This window comes from Variovorax sp. V118, from assembly GCF_041154445.1.
GTDB classification, from domain to species: Bacteria; Pseudomonadota; Gammaproteobacteria; order Burkholderiales; family Burkholderiaceae_C; genus Variovorax; species Variovorax boronicumulans.
On record NZ_AP028663.1, the window covers coordinates 1,000,076 to 1,016,853 of the forward strand.

Annotated in this window: 15 protein-coding genes; 8 read left to right on the forward strand and 7 right to left on the reverse strand. The window is 68.1% G+C overall.

All coding sequences use genetic code 11. From position 1 onward, the window contains the following. Window positions 1-84: 84 nt before the first annotated feature. The 3 genes from ACAM52_RS04580 to ACAM52_RS04590 are packed head-to-tail and all read left to right on the forward strand — an operon-like array spanning window position 85 to window position 3,587. Complete coding sequence (locus ACAM52_RS04580) at window positions 85-1,401, forward strand: MFS transporter (protein ID WP_095746257.1); 1,317 nt, start codon at window positions 85-87, stop codon at window positions 1,399-1,401. Window positions 1,402-1,416: 15 nt separating this feature from the next. Beyond that, window positions 1,417-2,841, forward strand: coding sequence for an MATE family efflux transporter (locus ACAM52_RS04585; RefSeq protein ID WP_095746256.1), 1,425 nt, complete (start codon window positions 1,417-1,419; stop codon window positions 2,839-2,841). A 38-nt stretch (window positions 2,842-2,879) separates the two neighbouring features. Further along, on the forward strand, window positions 2,880-3,587 hold the full coding sequence (locus ACAM52_RS04590; RefSeq protein ID WP_369646256.1) for an SDR family oxidoreductase: 708 nt from the start codon (window positions 2,880-2,882) through the stop codon (window positions 3,585-3,587). A gap of 6 nt (window positions 3,588-3,593) precedes the next feature. Here ACAM52_RS04590 and ACAM52_RS04595 read toward each other — a convergent pair whose 3' ends face one another. From ACAM52_RS04595 to ACAM52_RS04615, 5 genes are all read right to left on the reverse strand, one after another. Further along, a complete protein-coding gene (locus tag ACAM52_RS04595) occupies window positions 3,594-3,920 on the reverse strand; it encodes a hypothetical protein (RefSeq protein WP_095746254.1) in 327 nt (108 codons plus the stop codon). Between the two features lie 113 nt (window positions 3,921-4,033). Beyond that, window positions 4,034-4,771 carry an aldolase gene (locus ACAM52_RS04600; protein WP_369646257.1) on the reverse strand — a complete coding sequence of 246 codons (738 nt, stop codon included), beginning with the start codon at window positions 4,769-4,771 and terminating at the stop codon, window positions 4,034-4,036. 44 nt (window positions 4,772-4,815) lie between these two features. Further along, window positions 4,816-5,457, reverse strand: coding sequence for a 2-dehydro-3-deoxy-6-phosphogalactonate aldolase (locus ACAM52_RS04605; RefSeq protein ID WP_369646258.1), 642 nt, complete (start codon window positions 5,455-5,457; stop codon window positions 4,816-4,818). Further along, window positions 5,454-6,365, reverse strand: a complete 912-nt coding sequence (locus ACAM52_RS04610; protein WP_369646259.1) for a 2-dehydro-3-deoxygalactonokinase — start codon at window positions 6,363-6,365, stop codon at window positions 5,454-5,456. The genes ACAM52_RS04605 and ACAM52_RS04610 overlap by 4 nt, the downstream gene beginning before the upstream one ends. Window positions 6,366-6,663: 298 nt before the next feature. Further along, entirely contained in the window at window positions 6,664-8,403 is a 1,740-nt protein-coding gene (locus ACAM52_RS04615) for an IlvD/Edd family dehydratase (protein WP_062476021.1), read from the reverse strand. A gap of 215 nt (window positions 8,404-8,618) precedes the next feature. On the opposite strand from ACAM52_RS04615, the gene ACAM52_RS04620 reads away from it, so the two are divergent. From ACAM52_RS04620 to ACAM52_RS04640, 5 genes are all read left to right on the forward strand, one after another. Further along, window positions 8,619-9,368 carry a FadR/GntR family transcriptional regulator gene (locus ACAM52_RS04620; RefSeq protein ID WP_062476018.1) on the forward strand — a complete coding sequence of 250 codons (750 nt, stop codon included), beginning with the start codon at window positions 8,619-8,621 and terminating at the stop codon, window positions 9,366-9,368. A 60-nt stretch (window positions 9,369-9,428) separates the two neighbouring features. After that, on the forward strand, window positions 9,429-9,974 hold the full coding sequence (locus ACAM52_RS04625; protein ID WP_062476027.1) for a TRAP transporter small permease: 546 nt from the start codon (window positions 9,429-9,431) through the stop codon (window positions 9,972-9,974). Further along, window positions 9,971-11,272, forward strand: a complete 1,302-nt coding sequence (locus ACAM52_RS04630) for a TRAP transporter large permease (protein ID WP_070062487.1) — start codon at window positions 9,971-9,973, stop codon at window positions 11,270-11,272. Before ACAM52_RS04625 ends, ACAM52_RS04630 begins: the two co-directional genes overlap by 4 nt. Window positions 11,273-11,333: 61 nt before the next feature. Beyond that, window positions 11,334-12,344 (forward strand): TRAP transporter substrate-binding protein, encoded by a 1,011-nt coding sequence (locus ACAM52_RS04635; RefSeq protein ID WP_062476013.1) that lies wholly within the window; start codon window positions 11,334-11,336, stop codon window positions 12,342-12,344. A gap of 85 nt (window positions 12,345-12,429) precedes the next feature. After that, complete coding sequence (locus tag ACAM52_RS04640) at window positions 12,430-13,629, forward strand: mandelate racemase/muconate lactonizing enzyme family protein (RefSeq protein WP_369646260.1); 1,200 nt, start codon at window positions 12,430-12,432, stop codon at window positions 13,627-13,629. Between the two features lie 9 nt (window positions 13,630-13,638). Here ACAM52_RS04640 and ACAM52_RS04645 read toward each other — a convergent pair whose 3' ends face one another. After that, window positions 13,639-14,691 (reverse strand): endonuclease/exonuclease/phosphatase family protein, encoded by a 1,053-nt coding sequence (locus tag ACAM52_RS04645; RefSeq protein ID WP_369646261.1) that lies wholly within the window; start codon window positions 14,689-14,691, stop codon window positions 13,639-13,641. 126 nt (window positions 14,692-14,817) lie between these two features. Continuing rightward, entirely contained in the window at window positions 14,818-16,620 is a 1,803-nt protein-coding gene (locus ACAM52_RS04650; protein WP_369646262.1) for a DEAD/DEAH box helicase, read from the reverse strand. Between the last annotated feature and the right edge of the window lie 158 nt (window positions 16,621-16,778).

Here is a 16,778-nt window from a genome sequence, read left to right on the forward strand (position 1 = left end):
CGTTCCGCGTCTACGCAGCCGCGCGGCCGGATTCCCTGTCTCTTCGTTTCTCCCCCGACCCATTCCAACAGTTCCAGAGGTCCCATGTTCGCCACCCACGTCTCCGCATGGCTGCAGCGCCGCGGCATCCACTACGGCTGGATCGTCGCCGCCGTCACCTTCCTGACCATGCTCACCATGTCGGCCGCGCTCGGCCTGCCGGGCGCGATGATGAAGCCGCTCGGCGAGGAGTTCGGCTGGAGCACCGAGCAGATTTCGTCCGCGCTCGCGCTGCGCTTTGCGCTGTTCGGCCTCATGGGCCCGTTCGCCGCGGTGCTGATGGAGCGCTACGGCCTGCGCGCGGTGATGTGCGCCGGCCTCACGCTGGTCGGCCTGGGCATGGCGCTGGTCACCACGGCCTCGCAGCTGTGGCAACTGTTCGTGCTGTGGAGCCTGATGCTCGGCCTGGGCACCGGCATGACGGCGCTGGTGCTCGGCGCCGTGGTGGCCAACCGCTGGTTCGTCGCGCGGCGCGGCCTGGTCGTGGGCATGCTCACGGCCAGCGCGGCCACCGGCCAGCTGGCCTTCCTGCCGCTGGCGGCCTGGATGATCGAGCACTGGGGCTGGCGCTCGGCCATCGTGCCGATCGTGGTCGGCAGCGTGGTGATCGCGCTGCTCGCGCTGTGCCTGGTGCGCAACCGGCCGTCGGACATCGGCCTGCTGCCCTACGGCGAAGCGCCCGGCACGCAGCCGGCGCCGGCGCCCGCGTTCACGATGAACTTCGCCACGCCGTTTCGCGTGCTGCGCGAGGTGGCGACCAACCGCACCTTCCTGATCCTGGCCGGCACCTTCTTCATCTGCGGCCTGAGCACCAACGGCCTGGTGCAGACGCACTTCATCTCGCTGTGCGGCGACTACGGCATGAGCGCCGTGCCCGCCGCCTCGGTGCTCGCGATGATGGGCGCCTTCGACTTCGTCGGCACCATCCTGTCGGGTTGGCTCTCCGACCGCTACGACAACCGCAAGCTGCTCTTCTGGTACTACGGCCTGCGCGGGCTGTCGCTGTTCTGGCTGCCGCATTCGGAATTCACGATCTACGGCCTGGGCCTGTTCGCGATGTTCTACGGCCTGGACTGGATCGCCACCGTGCCGCCGACCGTCAAGCTCGCAGGCGCCGCCTTCGGTCCCGCGAAGGTCGGGCTGGTGTTCGGCTGGATCTTCGCGGCCCACCAGCTGGGCGCGGCCACCGCGGCCTACGGCGCGGGCTTCGCGCGCACGCTGCTTCTGACCTACACGCCCGCGCTGTACACGGCCGGCGCGGCCTGCCTGTTCGCGGCGCTGATCGTGATGGCGATCCGCCGTCCCGCCAAGACCGCCGCCGCACCGGCCGCGGCCACCACCAACGCCGCCGCGCGCGCCTGACTGCCGGAGACCCGCATGACCACCCCCCAACAAGCGAACGGCGACCTCGACCCGCGCACGCGCCGCCTGCTCGAGGCGCCCATCATCCCCACGCTGCTGCGGCTGGCCGCGCCCAATGTGCTCGTGATGCTGGCGCAGGCCTCCGTCGGGCTCATCGAGACCTACTTCGTCGGCAAGCTCGGCACCGACGCGCTGGCCGGCATGGCGCTGGTGTTCCCCATCGTCATGCTGATGCAGATGACTTCCAGCGGCGCGATGGGCGGCGGCATCGCCTCGTCGATCGCGCGTGCGCTGGGCGCGCGCCGCCGGGGCGACGCCGACGCGCTGGTGTGGCACGCGGTGGTCATCGCGATCGGCTTCGGCCTGTGCTTCACGCTCGCGCTGCTGCTGGGCGGGCGCTGGCTCTACGGCGTGATGGGCGGCACCGGCGCCGCGCTGGAAGCCGCGCTCACGTACTCGAACTGGGTGTTCGCGGGCGCGGTGCTGGTGTGGCTGTTCAACTCGCTGTCCGCCATCATCCGCGGCACCGGCAACATGGCGGTGCCGGCCAACGTGACGGTGGTGGGCGTGGTGTTCCTCATTCCGGCGTCGCCGCTGTTGATCTTCGGCATCGGGCCGTGGGGCGGCATGGGCATCGCGGGCGGGGCGCTGGCACTTCTGCTGTATTACCTGCTGGGCTCGCTCGCGCTCATAGCCTACCTGCGCTCGCCGCGCAGCCTGCTGCGGCCCACGCTGGCGGCGTTCCAGATGCGCTGGCCGCTGTTCCGCGACATCCTGCGCATCGGGCTGGTGGGCACGGTGTCGACGGTGGCGACCAACCTGTCGATCGGCATCGCCACCGCACTCACCGGCCACTTCGGCGCGGGCGCGCTGGCCGGCTATGGCACCGCGTCGCGGCTCGAGTACCTGCTGGTGCCGCTGGTGTTCGGCCTGGGTGCGCCGCTGGTCGCGATGGTCGGCACCTGCATGGGCGCGGGTCTGCGCGAGCGCGCGCTGCGTGCCACCTGGGCCGGCGCGGCGCTGGCCTTCGGCATGGCCGAGGTCATCGGGCTGGCCGCCGCGCTGTTCCCGCGTCCGTGGCTGATGCTGTTCGGCCACGACCCCGTGATGCTCGAGACCGGCGCACACTACCTGCGCGTGGTGGGGCCGCTGTACGGTTTCTTCGGCGTCGGGCTGGTGCTGTACTTCGCCTCGCAGGGCGCGGGCCGGCTGCTGTGGCCGGTGCTCGGCAACATCGCGCGGCTCGCCGTGGCGGGCACGGGCGGCTGGCTGGCGCTGCGCTGGGGCGGCGGGCTCACCGGCGTGTTCGCGGCGCAGGGCGTGGCGCTGGTGGTGTACGGCATCGTCATCGCCTCGGCCATCGCGGGCGGTGCGTGGTTCGGCCGCGTGGGCTGGCCGCGCACGACCCAGGGGCTGCTGCGCCGCGTGGCGCAGGCCTGAAGCGCTCTCGCTATCTCTTCATTAACGAAAGGCTCGTCATGCAGATCAAGGATTCCGTCGTCTTCATCACCGGTGCCAACCGGGGGCTCGGCCTGGCGTTCGCCAAGGCGGCACTCGCGGCCGGTGCGCGCAAGGTCTACGGGGCCGCGCGCGACCCCAAGAGCATCACGCTCGCGGGCGTCGTGCCCGTGGCGCTCGACGTCACGCAGCCCGCGCAGATCGAGGCCGCGGTGCGCGCCTGCGGCGACGTGACGCTGCTGGTCAACAACGCGGGCATTTCGCGCGGATCGAGCTTCCTGGGGTCGGCCGATGCGGTGGCCGCGGCACGCGCCGAGTTCGAGACCAACTTCTTCGGCCCCTGGGCGCTCACGCAGGCCTTTGCGCCGGTGCTCGCGTCGAACGGCGGCGGTGCGGTCCTCAACGTGCTGTCGGCCCTGGCCTGGACGACGTTCCCCGGCGTGGCGACCTACAGCGCCACCAAGTCGGCGGCCTGGTCGCTGAGCAACGGATTGCGCAACGAACTGGTGGGACAGGGCACGCAGGTCACGAGCCTGCACGTGGCGCTCATGGACACCGACATGGCGGCGCGCCTGCCCGGCCCCAAGACCTCTCCCGATGACGCCGCGCGCCAGGCGCTGGCGGGCGTGGAAGCGGGGCTGCCCGAGGTGCTGGCCGATGAGGTCACGCGCCAGCTCAAGCAGAGCCTGTCGACCGAGCGGCCCGCTTATGCGAGTCCGCCGGTCTGAAGTGCGTCAATAGCGGTAGGGGTTGTTCGGGCGACGGTCGTAACGGTTGGGCACACCGTCGCCGTCGTTGTCCCGGCGGCCGTGGCGACGGCCTTCCCAATCGCGGCGGCCATGGTCGTAGTAACCGTGGCGACGCGGACCGTCGTAGTAGCCCGGGTGGTAGTGGCGCGGGGGCGGCGGCGGGGCGTAGTAGTGATGGCGCGGCGGCGGCGCGGGCGTCACGTACACCTGGGCCTGGATGAACGGGCCGCCGGCCTGGGCATGGGCCGGCGCGGTGAGGGCGGCCAGCGACAGCAGGGCGGCAGCACCGAAGGCGAATGTCAGCTTTTTCATGGCGACTCCTGGGGAGTGATTGCGATGCCTCATCGTCGCGCCATTATGTGAAGTTCTTGTAAGCCGGAAGCGAAATCGCATGAAGAGCTGTAAGCCGCTGCGCTCACGCTTTTTCAGCGTTGCGGGGCCGGCAGCATGCGTCGCAGGGCTTCGAAGAACAGGTCGGACTGTTCCCGCTCGCCCTGGATCTGCGCCGCCACGTGCGCGGCCAGCTTGGCGTTGACCGGCACCAGCGGGCGCCCGGTCGATTGCGCGATCACCTGGTGCAGGCAGGCGCGCTCCAGGTAGTACAGGTCGTCGTAGGCGTGGGCGATGGTGCCGCCCGCCACGATCACGCCGTGGTTCGCGAGAAAGGCCACGTCCTTGCCCGACATGGCGCGCGCGATGCGCTCGCCCTCGGCGTCGTCCAATGCCAGGCCGTTGTACTCGGCGTCGATGGCGATGCGGTTCATGTAGCGCATGGCGTTCTGGCTGGCGGTGGGGTCGAGCGCGCGGTCGACCGTGAGCGTCAGCGCCGTCGCGTAGGGCATGTGGCAATGCAGCACCACGGCGTGGCCCGTGAGCCGGTGCACCGCGCCGTGGATGAAGAGGGCGGTGGGCTCCACGCGGTGGCGGCCCGCAAGCACTTCGCCGTGCACGTCGATCAGCACGATGTCGTCGGGACCGATCTCGCTCCAGTGCAGCCCGCGCGGGTTGATGAGGTAGCGGTCCTGCGCGCCCGGCAGCAACACGCTGAAATGGTTGCACACACCTTCGGACAGCCCGTGGTGGGCCGCGGCGCGCAATGCGAGCGCGAGGTCTTCGCGCAACTGGCGCACGGCGGGGCTGGCGTATTCGGAATCGGCGGACATCGCGGGGGTCTCCTTCTTTCTTGTGGTGGATGGGTCTTGTCGGATCAGGCTCGGAGCAGCCCGGCCCAGGCCGCCACGAAGCGCTGCGCGTCCTCGCGCACGGCGGCGGCGGTCTTGCCGGGCTTGTAGAGCGACGAGCCGATGCCGAAGCCGGCGGCGCCGGCCGCGCGCCACGCGCCCATGTTGTCGGGCGCGATGCCGCCCACGGGCATCACGGGCGTGCCGGCCGGCAGCACCGCGAGCAAGGCCTTCACCACGGCGGGCGAGGCCAGTTCGGCCGGGAACAGCTTGAGGCCCGTGGCGCCGGCCGCGAGCGCGCCGAAGGCCTCGGTCGGCGTCATCACGCCGGGCAGGCAGGCCATGCCCAGGCGCGCGGCCTCGGCGATGACGTCGGCATTGAAGTTGGGCGACACGATCAGCTCGCCGCCGGCCGCATGCACCTCGCGCACCTGCTTGGCGTCGAGCACGGTGCCCGCGCCGACCAGCGCGGTGGGAAAGCGCTGGCGCATGAGCGCGATGCTCTCCAGCGGCTGCGGCGAATTGAGCGGCACTTCGAGCAGCCGGAAGCCGGGCTCGACGATGGCGTCGCCCACGTCGGCGGCTTCGGCGGGCGAGAGGCCGCGCAGGATGGCCACCAGCGGCAGGGCCTGCATCGCGGCGTTGAATTTATCGAGGGGCGTGGTCATGGGGCGGGTGTCCTGTCGGTGTCGAGAAAGCCGGACAGCGTGTGCAGTCCGGCCCAGGTGGCTTCGGCGCCGAGCGTGCGCGTGGCGACGCCGGTGGCGCGCAGGGCCAGGGTGTAGCGCTGGGTGAGGGTCGAGGAGCCGATCAGCACGACCTCGCCGACGGCCTGTACCGATTGCGTGCGCAGCTCTTCGCCGATGAGCAGGCCCGAGAGGTAGCTCGACAGCTCTTCCCTGGGCATGCGCTCGAACAGCGCGAGCGTGCGCGTGCCGAAGGCGTTGTGCAGCAGGCCGTGGCCGTTCTCGGAACGCGTGACGCCTTCGAGGAACGCGGCTTCGTCGAGCGGCGCGGCGGCGTCGAGCGTGCGCCCCAGGATCGAGTGCTGGCTCAGCAGCGCGTAGAACTCGCCCGTCATGTAGGTGCGAAAGCCGGCGACGCGGCCCTTCTTGACCGTGGCCCATTTGTTGTGGGTGCCGGGCAGCACGAAGACGCCGTCGTCCAGGCCGGTGATCGTCATGGCACCGAGGATCTGCACCTCTTCGCCGCGCATCACGTCGGGCACGCCGGCGTGCTCGTCGCTGAGGCCGGGCACGATGGCGATGCGCGCGCCGGGGATGGCGTCTGTGGCGATGATGCTGCGGCCTACTTCGACGCGGCCCGCGGGGCAGGGGCAGTAGGGCGCTTCGACCCAGCCCTGCTTGCTGCCGGCCATGCCGGAGATCAGGCAGCGCGTGTCTTCCAGGCGCATCCAGTCGCCGAACAGCGACTCGAAAACAGCGGGGAAGCCGCCCTCGGGCACGGTGAGGATGCCGCGGGCGTCGCTGCGCTCTTCGATGACCTGCCCGCTCGGGTCGAGCAATGCACCGCGTAGCGAGCTTGTGCCCCAGTCGATGGCGATGAGTCTTGTCATTTCTGTCGTCTGTTGCGTTTCGAGAGTCGGTTCGGGGCGCGTGCCCAGGCCACCGGGTACTTCCCTCCGCGAATGTCCCCCGGGCTTCGCCCTCCTCCTTGATTTCGCTGCGGGAAGCACCCAGTGCCCTGGGCACTGGAGGCGCGGTTGTTGTGCGTGCCGATCAACGACTGCAGCGAACAACGCTCACGTCGATGGGGTGCCTTGCGCAGCGAAATCAAGGAGGAGCCCGAAGGGCGGGGGACATTCGCGGAGCAAGGTACCCCGTCGGCGGGAGCGCGCCCTGGATCTCTCCAAATCAGTGATTGTCTCGCGGCACAAAAGCCCCACGGCGACCACGCAGAAAGGCCAGGTCCGCTCCCTGGTCGGCCTGCAGCACCGTGTCGACGTACAGCTTCCAGTACCCCGAGTCCAGCGGGGCCTTGGGCGCCACCCACTTCGCGCGGCGCTTCGCCAGTTCCTCGTCGCTCACATGCAGGTGCAGCTTGCGATTTGGCACGTCGAGCTCGACGATGTCGCCATCCTGCACCAGTGCCAGCGGGCCGCCCGCAGCAGCTTCAGGCGCGGTATGCAGAACGACGGTGCCGTAGGCCGTGCCACTCATGCGCGCGTCGCTGATGCGGACCATGTCCGTGATGCCCTTGCGCAGCACCTTCGGCGGCAGCGGCATGTTGCCGGCCTCGGCCATGCCGGGGTAGCCCTTGGGGCCGCAGTTCTTGAGCACCATGATGCAGTGCTCGTCGATGTCCAGGTTCTCGTCGTCGATGCGCTTGTGCAGGTCGTCGGCGCTCTCGAAGACGACGGCGCGGCCCTTGTGCACCAGCAGTTCGGGCGTGGCCGCGCTGGGCTTGATGATGGCGCCGTTGGGCGCGAGGTTGCCGCGCAGCACGCAGATGCCGGCCTTGTCCTTGAAGGGCTCGGCCTGGGTGCGGATGACCTGCGGGTTGTAGTTCTCGGCGTCCTTCACGTTCTCCCACACGCTCTGGCCGGTGACGGTAAGGATGTCCTTGTGCAGGTGGTCGGCGATTTCCTTGATGACCACGGGCAGGCCGCCCGCGTAGCAGAAGTCTTCCATCAGGAACTGGCCCGAGGGCTGCAGGTTCACGAGGCAGGGCAGGTCGGCGGCGAGGCGGTCGAAGTCGTCGAGCGTGAGCTCGACGCCCATGCGGCCCGCGATGGCCAGCAGGTGGATCACGAAGTTGGTCGAGCCGCCGATGGCCGCGTTGACCTTGATCGCGTTCTCGATCGCCTGGCGCGTGAGGATCTTCGACATGTTCAGGTCTTCATGCACCATGTCGACGATGCGCCGGCCCGCCTGGCGCGCCAGCACGTTGCGGCGGCCATCGACGGCAGGGTAGGCCGCGTTGCCCGGCAGGCCGATGCCCAGCGACTCGACCATGCTGGCCATGGTGCTGGCCGTGCCCATCGTCATGCAGTGGCCGTGGCTGCGGTGCATGCAGCTCTCGGCCTCGAAGAAGTCTTGCAGCTTGAGCGTGCCGGCGCGCACCTGCTCGCTCATCTGCCACACGCCGGTGCCCGAGCCCAGCTCCTGGCCGCGCCATTTACCCGAGAGCATCGGGCCGCCCGAGACGCCGATGGTCGGCAGGTCGACGCTGGCCGCGCCCATCATCAGCGCGGGCGTGGTCTTGTCGCAGCCCATGAGCAGCACCACGCCATCGAGCGGGTTGCCGCGAATGCTTTCTTCGACGTCCATGCTCGCGAGGTTGCGATACAGCATGGCGGTGGGGCGCAACAGCGTCTCGCCGAGCGACATCACCGGGAACTCGAGCGGGAAGCCGCCGGCCTCGTACACGCCGATCTTCACCTGCTCGGCGAGCGTGCGGAAGTGCGAGTTGCAGGGCGTGAGTTCGCTGAAGGTGTTGCAGATGCCGATCACCGGGCGGCCGTCGAACTGGTCGTGCGGCACGCCCTTGCCCTTCATCCAGCTGCGGTAGATGAAACCGTCGCGGTCGTGACGTCCAAACCACTGTTGGCTGCGCAGTTCGCTGGCGGGCTTTTTCTTCGGGGCGTTGCTCATGGGATGTGTCTCTTCGTCGTTGATGCTTTGCGGAAATCCTCAGGGTTTTTCCTGCGGGACGACCGTTTCAATCATCATATGATAAGCGTGACGAGCTGTCGCGCATTCAGGGTTTTCGAGTGGCCGGCACAGGCAGGAGCTGCCTGAATCCGGCCCCGATACGGGCAGGCAAACAGGCACCGGACACCACCAGAACCACACACCCACAGGCAGGCATGATCAAGAACGTTCACGGCAACACGGTCGACCGCATCGGCAGCGACATCGTCGCGGGCCGCTATGCGCCCGGCGCGTCGATTCCGCCGGAGCCGCTCTTGTGCGAAGAGCTCGGCGTGAGCCGGACCGTGGTACGCGAATCGATCAAGTCGCTGATCGCCAAGGGCCTGGTGACCAGCGGCCCGAAGGTGGGCACGCGCGTGCAGCCGCCCGACCAGTGGAACTGGTTCGACGCCGACGTCATCGTGTGGCAGACGCAGGCGGGCCTGTCGGCCGAGTTCCTGCGCGACCTGCAGGACCTGCGCCGCGTGGTCGAACCCGCCGCGGTGGCGCTGGCCGCCCAGCGCGCCACCGCCGAAGACATCGCCGACATGGAGGACGCCTATGCGGGCATGAAGCGCGCCATCGAGTTCGGCGGCGACTACATCACGCCCGACCTGCGCTTTCACCAGGGCCTCATCCGCTCCAGCCACAACCGCATGCTGGTGCAGATGAGCCGTGCGCTGGGCGCGCTGCTGCGCACCAGCTTCGAGATTTCGACCACGCGCAAGAACGGGCCCGCGAGTTCGCTGCCGCTGCACCGCGCGGTGCTCGACGCCGTCATCGCACGCGATCCGGCCGCCGCCGAAAAAGCCGTGCTGGTGCTCATCGACGGTGCGCGCCACGACATCGAGACGGTGCTGGCCTCGCGCAAGAAGATTCCGCGCATCAGCCGCCCGGCGACGCAGCTGAAGGCCTTCCCGCTCTAGACGCGGCGGCCGCGCAGACATCCCATAACAACACTGGAAAGTCAGGAGACGCAGATGCTGATGCAAAGGGCAATCGACGGATTTTTTCGCCTGCTGGAGTTCCTCGTCGTCGTGTGCATGGTGGCGATGGTCGTCATGGTGTTCGGCAACGTGGTGCTGCGCTACGGTTTCAATTCGGGCATTTCGGTGTCGGACGAGATGTCGCGCTACTGCTTCATCTGGCTCACCTACATCGGCGCCATGGTGGCCATGCGCGACGGCGCGCACCTGGGTGTCGACACGCTCATCAAGCACCTGCCGCTCATGGGCAAGAAGGTCTGCTTCTTCCTGAGCCAGTCGCTCATGCTGTTCTGCAACGTGCTCTTCTTCATGGGCACCTACGAGATGCACGAGCTGCAGGTGACCAACATCTCGCCCGTGGTCGGCATCTCGATGATCTGGGTCTATGGCATCGGCTACGTGGTGTCGGTGGTGATGGCCCTCTTCAACATCGACAAGCTCTGGCGATTGTTCAGGGGCCGGGTGCCCGACCAGGAGCTGATCCAGATCATGGAATCCGAAGAACAGGTGCTCGACGCCGCCGCACACGGGAAGGTGGCGCAATGACTGTCACGATCTTCATCGTCTCCCTGCTCGGCGCCATGGCACTGGGCATTCCGATCTCGTATTCGTTGCTGGTGTGCGGCGTCTCGCTGATGGGCTGGCTGGCCTACACCGGCGGCCTGCCGGCCTTCGACAGCCAGATCATCGCGCAGCGCTTCGTCGACGGTGCCGACAACTTCCCGCTGCTCGCGGTGCCGTTCTTCCTGCTCGCCGGCGAGTTCATGAATGCGGGCGGGCTCAGCCGGCGCATCGTGAACCTGGCGATGGCCTGGGTCGGCCACTACCGCGGCGGCATGGGCTATGTGGCGGTGCTGGCCGCGATCATCATGGCCTCGCTGTCGGGTTCGGCCGTGGCCGACACGGCCGCGCTGGCCGCGCTCCTCATCCCCATGATGAAGGCCGCCGGCTACCAGATGAACCGCTCGGCCGGCCTCATTGCCGCGGGCGGCATCATCGCGCCGGTGATCCCGCCGTCGATCGGGCTCATCGTGTTCGGCGTGGCGGGCAACGTGTCGATCACCAAGCTGTTCCTCGCGGGCATCGTGCCCGGCATCCTGATGGGGCTCGCGGTGGGCGTGGCCTGGTGGATCGTGGCCCGGAAGGACAACGTGAAGTCCTCGCCGCGCGTGCCCTGGGGCGAGCGGCTGAAGGTCACGGCGCAGGGCAGCCTGGCGCTGGCGCTGCCGATCATCATCATCGGCGGCATGAAGTTCGGCGTCTTCACGCCGACCGAAGCGGCCGTGGTCGCGGCCGTCTATTCGCTCGTGGTGGGCCTCTTCATCTATGGCGAACTCAAGGTCAAAGACCTGTACCGCCTCACGCTGGCGGCCGGCAAGACCACCGCGGTCGTGATGTTCCTCGTGGCCGCCGCGATGGTGAGCGCCTGGCTCATCACGGTGGCCAACATCCCGACCGAGGTGGTGTCGCTGCTGGAGCCCTTTTTGGACAACAAGACGCTGCTGATGTTCGTGATGATGGTGCTGATCGTCATCGTGGGCACTGCGCTCGACTTCACGCCCACCGTGCTCATCCTCACGCCGGTGCTGATGCCGGTGGTGCTCAAGGCCGGCATCGACCCGGTGTACTTCGGCGTGCTGTTCATCATGAACAACGCCATCGGCCTGATCACGCCGCCCGTGGGCACGGTGCTCAACGTGGTGAGCGGCGTGGCGCGCATCTCGATGGACGATGCCTTCAAGGGCGTGATGCCTTTCTTCATCGCCCACCTGGTGGTGCTGTTCACGCTGGTGTTCTTCCCGCAGCTCGTGACCGTTCCGCTCCAGTGGTGGATGGGGCGCTAGTTCTTCTTTTTTCCTGTCAGTCAGTTCGTTCAACCAACCCCTCGAATCGAAGGAGACAAGCATGTTGTTTCGCAGAACCCTGATGACCGCCGCCCTCGTGGCCGGCGGCCTGCTGGCGTCGACCGGCGCCCTCGCGCAATTTGCCGAACGCACGATCAAGTTCACCAACGGCGTGAACGAAGACCACCCCGTGGGCGTGGGCGTGAAGAAGATGCAGGAAGTGCTGGCGGCCAAGACCGGCGGCAAGATGAAGATCACGGCCTTCTGGGGCGGCGCCGCGGGCGGCGACCTGCCGGCCACGCAAGCCCTGCGCGCGGGCACGCAGGAAATGGTGTGCACCTCGAGCTCGCCGCTGGTGGGCATCGTGAAGGAACTCGGCGCCTTCGACCTGCCGTTCCTGTTCGCCAACGAAAAGGAGGCCGACGCGGTGCTCGACGGCCCCGCGGGCGAGTACTTCAACAAGAAGCTCGAAGCCGCCGGCCTCGTGAACCTGGCCTACTGGGAGAACGGCTTCCGCAACCTCACCAACAGCAAGAAGCCCGTGGCCAAGGCCGAGGACTTCGAAGGTGTGAAGCTGCGCGTGATGCAGAACAACATCTTCCTCGATTCGTTCAAGACCCTGGGCGCCAACGCCGTGCCCATGGCCTTCGGCGAGGTGTTCACCGCGCTGGAGACCCGCACCATCGACGGCCAGGAGAACCCCTTCGTGACCATCGAGACCTCCAAGTTCAGCGAGGTCCAGAAGTACCTGAGCGTGACGCGCCACGCCTACACGCCCTTCCTCATCCTCTACAGCAAGAAGCTGTGGGACCAGCTCAACCCGCAGGAGCAGGCGGTGCTGCGCGAGGCCGCGAAGGAAGGCCAGAAGGTCCAGCGCGAAGCCAACCGCGCGCTCAACGAGAAGTCGCTCGCCAGCCTGCGCAAGACCATGACGGTGAACGAAGTCTCGGCGGCCGAACAGAAGCGCATGTTGGAGAAGGTCAAGCCCGTGTACGACAAGAACGTGCCCAACATCGGCACGGAAGCCGTGGGCGTGGTGACCGACGCGCTGAAGAAGGCGCGCGGGGGCTGATCGAGGCGTTCGGCCATGCGCTGAATGTGTGCAAGAGCCGCGCGGTACCGCCGCCGCGGCTTTTTCTTTTTGCGGAACCCCTTTCATGAAAATCACGCAAGTCGAAACCATCCGCCTGGGCGAGTTCCCCAACATCCTGTGGGTGCGCCTGCACACCGACGAGGGCCTGGTCGGCCTCGGCGAGACCTTCATGGGCGCCGAAGCGGTCGAGGCCTACCTGCACGAATGGGCGGCGCTGAAGCTGCTGGGCACCGACCCGCTGCAGATCGAGGCGCGCAATCGCGACATCACGGGCTACCTCGGCTGGCGCGGGTCGGGCGTGGAAACGCGCGGCAACTCGGCCGTCGACATCGCGCTGTGGGACCTGTTCGGCAAGGCCGCCAACATGCCGGTGCACACGGCGCTGGGCGGCAAGAGCCGCGATGCCATCCGCATCTACAACACCTGCGCGGGCTACCAGTACATCCGCAGCGCCACGAACCAGACCAGCTCGAACTGGGGCCTGGCCAACAACAACGGGCCGTACGAAGACCTGCAGGGCTTCCTGCACCACGCCGACGAGCTGGCCGAGTCGCTGCTGTCCGAAGGCATCACGGCCATGAAGATCTGGCCTTTCGATCCGGCGGCGGAGAAGAGCCACGGGCAGTACATCAGCAACGCCGACCTCGACACCGCGCTCGAGCCCTTCCGCAAGATCCGCCAGGCGGTGGGCGGCAAGATGGACATCATGGTCGAGTTCCACAGCCTGTGGCGGCTGCCGATGGCGCAGAAGATCGCACGTGCGCTGCAGGAGTTCGACACCTTCTGGCACGAGGACGCGATCCGCATGGACAGCCTGGACCTGCTCAAGCAGTACGCGAAGGACTGCCAGGCGCTCGTCTGCGCCAGCGAAACGCTGAGCTACAAGTGGGGCTTCAAGGATTACCTGCAGACCGGCGTGGCCGGGGTCGCGATGCTCGACCTGAGCTGGTGCGGCGGCCTCACCGAGGCGCGCAAGATCGCGGCCATGGCCGACGCCTGGCAGCTGCCCGTGGCACCGCACGACTGCACGGGGCCGGTGGTCTGGGCCGCGTCCACGCACCTGAGCCTGCACGCGCCCAATGCGCTGATCCAGGAGAGCGTGCGCGCCTTCTTCACCGGCTGGTACAAGGAACTCGTCACCGAGCTGCCGAAGGTCGAGAACGGCATGATCAGCCTCAACGACAAGCCCGGCCTCGGCCTGGAACTGCTGCCCGACCTGCACAAGCGCGCCGACGCGATCGTGCGGGTGTCGAAGGCGGCGTAGGGGCGTTCGTCAGCGGTTGTCGTCGGTGCGCAGCCGCAGCAGGGCGCGCACGAAGCCGTGGTCCGAGCGCGAGCGGTCGCGGCCTTCGTGCAGGTGGTCGTTGAAGTAGTCGACGCGGCGCACGTCGCCCAGGCTGTGGCGGCTGCCGGCGACGAACTCCTCGCTCACCAGGATCTGGTCGAGCACGTCCGGAAAACCCTGGTGGATGTGCGAATAGGCCACGTCCTTCTTGAGCGCCGACTCGCCCTGCATCTCGTAGGCGTTGAACAGCGCCACGTCGCGCGCGGCCTTGTCGTAGGCCACTTCGGAGGTGGCGGCCACCAGCTGCGTGGTCACGCTGTGCGGGTTGTCGTTGAAGTCGCCCATCACCACCAGCGGCACGTTGGTGCCCTGCAGCAGGTCGATGACGATGCAGCGCAGGGCCGCGGCCTCGGCGCCGCGCATCAGCAAGGAGCGCAGCGAGGCCATGGCGCCGATCTTGCGATCATCGCGGTCTTCCAGGTGGTTGCCCTGCGCGTCCTGCAGGAACTTGGGGCGCTTGGACTTCAGGTGCACCGTCAGCACATGCACCTGCTGGCCGTGCTTCATGCGCACGGTGGCCAGCAGGGGCGGGCGCTCGAAGCGCGTGTGCGGGCCGATGCCCGGCACCTCGACGCCGAAGCCCGCGGGAAAGTCGACGAAGGACTGCACGCTGTCCACCTGCAGCCGCGTGACGATGCCGACGCGCGGCGTGCCCTGTGCGCCCGGCCGCCCGGGCGTGCCCGGCGGGCTCGCGGGCGGTGGCGAGTTCTCGGCGCCCGGCACCGAGACGAAGTCGTAGCGCAGGCCGCTGCGGCCGATGGCGGCCTTCAGCGCGGCCTCGTCCCACACCTCCTGCACCGCGAGCACGTCGGCATTGAGCGCGTGGATGCGCTCGCCGATCCAGTCGATCTTGCGTTCGTATTCGCGCTCGTTGTAGGCGTCCTGGTTCTCGTAGTACACGCGGTTGGGGTTCGCGAGGTTGAGCAGGTTGCAGGTCGCGACGAAGAGCGTGGCGTAGTTGGGCGGGATGTAGGAGGGCATGGCCCGCACATTGTGTCCTGAGACGGTGCAAACGAACCTGCCGCGCCGGCCGCACCGGCAGAAACGAAAAAGGGCACCGAAGTGCCCTTTGTGGAATCGACGCGTGTATCGGCGCGTGTGTGCGTTTCAGCGACCGAACGAACGACCGCCGCCGCCGGAGCGGCCACCACCGCCACCGCCACCGCCGTAGCCACCACCGCCGCCACCCGAGCGGCCACCGCCACCCGAACGGTTGCCGCCGTAGCCGCCACCGCCGCCCGGGCGGCCGCCGCGACCGCGACCACCCATGTGGTCCACGCTCGTGCGCAACGGGTCCGGCTGACCGGCGCCGCCGCCTGCGACGGCTTCAGCGCGCAGGTGCGCGACCTGGTTGGCCTGCGTCGGGCTGTGGCTGTTGCCGTGATGGCGCGGTTGGCGCTCTTCGTGCGGTGCGTGGTGATGCGGCTGCTGCGGTGCGCGCGGCTGGCCTTGCTGCGGGCCGCGGCCCTGTGCCGGACGGGCTGCGCCCTGGCCGCGCGGGCCCTGGCCCTGGCCTTGGCCGCCACCGTTGGCATTGCGGCCTTGACCGCCGCCGCCCTGGCCGCCACCACGGCGTTGACCGCCGCCATTGCCGCCGCCACCGCCGTTGCCGCCACCCTGGCCGGCCTTGTTCTCGCGGATGCGCGACATCATTTCGGTGCGGGCGGCCTTGGCGGCTGCCTGCATGACTTCGCGGCTCGGCGGACGGCCGGCGCCGCCCCAGATCGTCTGGCGACCCATGGCGATCGGCTCGGCGCGTTCGCCTTCTTCAGGGCCGAAGCCCTCGACCTTCTGCACCGGGATCGTCTGCTTCGTGAAGCGTTCGATTTCCTGCATGAAGCCTTCTTCGTCCAGGCACACGAAGCTCACGGCCTCGCCGCTCGAACCGGCGCGGCCGGTGCGGCCGATGCGGTGCACGTAGTCTTCGCTGACGTTCGGAATCTCGTAGTTCACGACGTGCGGCAGCTCGTCGATGTCGATGCCGCGCGCGGCGATGTCGGTGGCCACCAGGGCGCGGATGTCGCCGCTCTTGAAGCCGGCCAGCGCCTGCGTGCGGGCGCTCTGGCTCTTGTTGCCGTGCAGCGCCATCGCCTCGATGCCGTTCTTGGTGAGGAACTCGGCCACGCTGTTGGCGCCGAACTTGGTGCGCGTGAACACGAGCACCTGGCTCCACTTATTCTCGTTGATGATGTGCGCGAGCAGCGCCTTCTTCTTGCCGCGGCCCACGGGGTGGATCACCTGGGTGATGCGCTGCACCGTGGTGTTGCGCGGCGTGACCTGGATGCTCTGCGGGTTCTTGAGCAGCGAGCCGGCGAGGTCGCGGATCTCGTCGCTGAAGGTGGCCGAGAACAGCAGGCTCTGCTTTTCCTTGGGCACCAGGGCCAGGATCTTCTTCACGTCGTGGATGAAGCCCATGTCCAGCATGCGGTCGGCTTCGTCCAGGATCAGCATCTGGACCTGGCTCAGGTCGAGCATGCCTTGCTGCTGCAGGTCGAGCAGGCGGCCGGGGGTGGCCACGAGGATGTCGACGCCCTTCTTGAGCTTGCTGATCTGCGGGTTCATGCCCACGCCGCCGAAGATCACGGTGGAGTCGAGCTGCAGGTACTTGCCGTAGGTGCGCACCGACTCTTCGACTTGGGCCGCGAGTTCACGCGTGGGGGTCAGCACGAGGGCACGGATGCCGATGCCGCCGAACTTGTTGGTGGCGCTGCGGCTCATGGTGAGCTTGTGCAGCATCGGCAGGGTGAAGGCCGCGGTCTTGCCGGTGCCGGTCTGGGCGCCGCCCAGCAGGTCGTGGCCGTCGAGGACCACGGGAATGGCTTGCGCCTGGATGGGGGTGGGGGTGTCGTAGCCGTGCTCGTGCACAGCCTTCAAGATGGCGGGAGCCAGCTTCAGTTCGTCAAAATTCATTGTGGAAACAACAAGCGCCATACACGGCGCAGTGGCATCGGCCCGCCAGGCGTCGTTTTGGGGTGACGCCGAGCCAGTCAAGGCAGATGAAGGTCAGGGGTGGGAGCCGGAAGACCCGCGGTGATTTGGGGTTTTCTTCGTCCCCGGCAGAGAGCCGG

What these genes read in the sequence shown, in the direction of transcription:
- ACAM52_RS04580 (WP_095746257.1), top strand. Translation starts at nt 85, where the DNA reads ATGTTCGCCACCCACGTCTCCGCATGGCTGCAGCGCCGCGGCATCCAC.
- ACAM52_RS04585 (WP_095746256.1), top strand. Translation starts at nt 1,417, where the DNA reads ATGACCACCCCCCAACAAGCGAACGGCGACCTCGACCCGCGCACGCGC.
- ACAM52_RS04590 (WP_369646256.1), top strand. Translation starts at nt 2,880, where the DNA reads ATGCAGATCAAGGATTCCGTCGTCTTCATCACCGGTGCCAACCGGGGG.
- ACAM52_RS04595 (WP_095746254.1), bottom strand. Translation starts at nt 3,920, where the DNA reads ATGAAAAAGCTGACATTCGCCTTCGGTGCTGCCGCCCTGCTGTCGCTG.
- ACAM52_RS04600 (WP_369646257.1), bottom strand. Translation starts at nt 4,771, where the DNA reads ATGTCCGCCGATTCCGAATACGCCAGCCCCGCCGTGCGCCAGTTGCGC.
- ACAM52_RS04605 (WP_369646258.1), bottom strand. Translation starts at nt 5,457, where the DNA reads ATGACCACGCCCCTCGATAAATTCAACGCCGCGATGCAGGCCCTGCCG.
- ACAM52_RS04610 (WP_369646259.1), bottom strand. Translation starts at nt 6,365, where the DNA reads ATGACAAGACTCATCGCCATCGACTGGGGCACAAGCTCGCTACGCGGT.
- ACAM52_RS04615 (WP_062476021.1), bottom strand. Translation starts at nt 8,403, where the DNA reads ATGAGCAACGCCCCGAAGAAAAAGCCCGCCAGCGAACTGCGCAGCCAA.
- ACAM52_RS04620 (WP_062476018.1), top strand. Translation starts at nt 8,619, where the DNA reads ATGATCAAGAACGTTCACGGCAACACGGTCGACCGCATCGGCAGCGAC.
- ACAM52_RS04625 (WP_062476027.1), top strand. Translation starts at nt 9,429, where the DNA reads ATGCAAAGGGCAATCGACGGATTTTTTCGCCTGCTGGAGTTCCTCGTC.
- ACAM52_RS04630 (WP_070062487.1), top strand. Translation starts at nt 9,971, where the DNA reads ATGACTGTCACGATCTTCATCGTCTCCCTGCTCGGCGCCATGGCACTG.
- ACAM52_RS04635 (WP_062476013.1), top strand. Translation starts at nt 11,334, where the DNA reads ATGTTGTTTCGCAGAACCCTGATGACCGCCGCCCTCGTGGCCGGCGGC.
- ACAM52_RS04640 (WP_369646260.1), top strand. Translation starts at nt 12,430, where the DNA reads ATGAAAATCACGCAAGTCGAAACCATCCGCCTGGGCGAGTTCCCCAAC.
- ACAM52_RS04645 (WP_369646261.1), bottom strand. Translation starts at nt 14,691, where the DNA reads ATGCCCTCCTACATCCCGCCCAACTACGCCACGCTCTTCGTCGCGACC.
- ACAM52_RS04650 (WP_369646262.1), bottom strand. Translation starts at nt 16,620, where the DNA reads ATGAATTTTGACGAACTGAAGCTGGCTCCCGCCATCTTGAAGGCTGTG.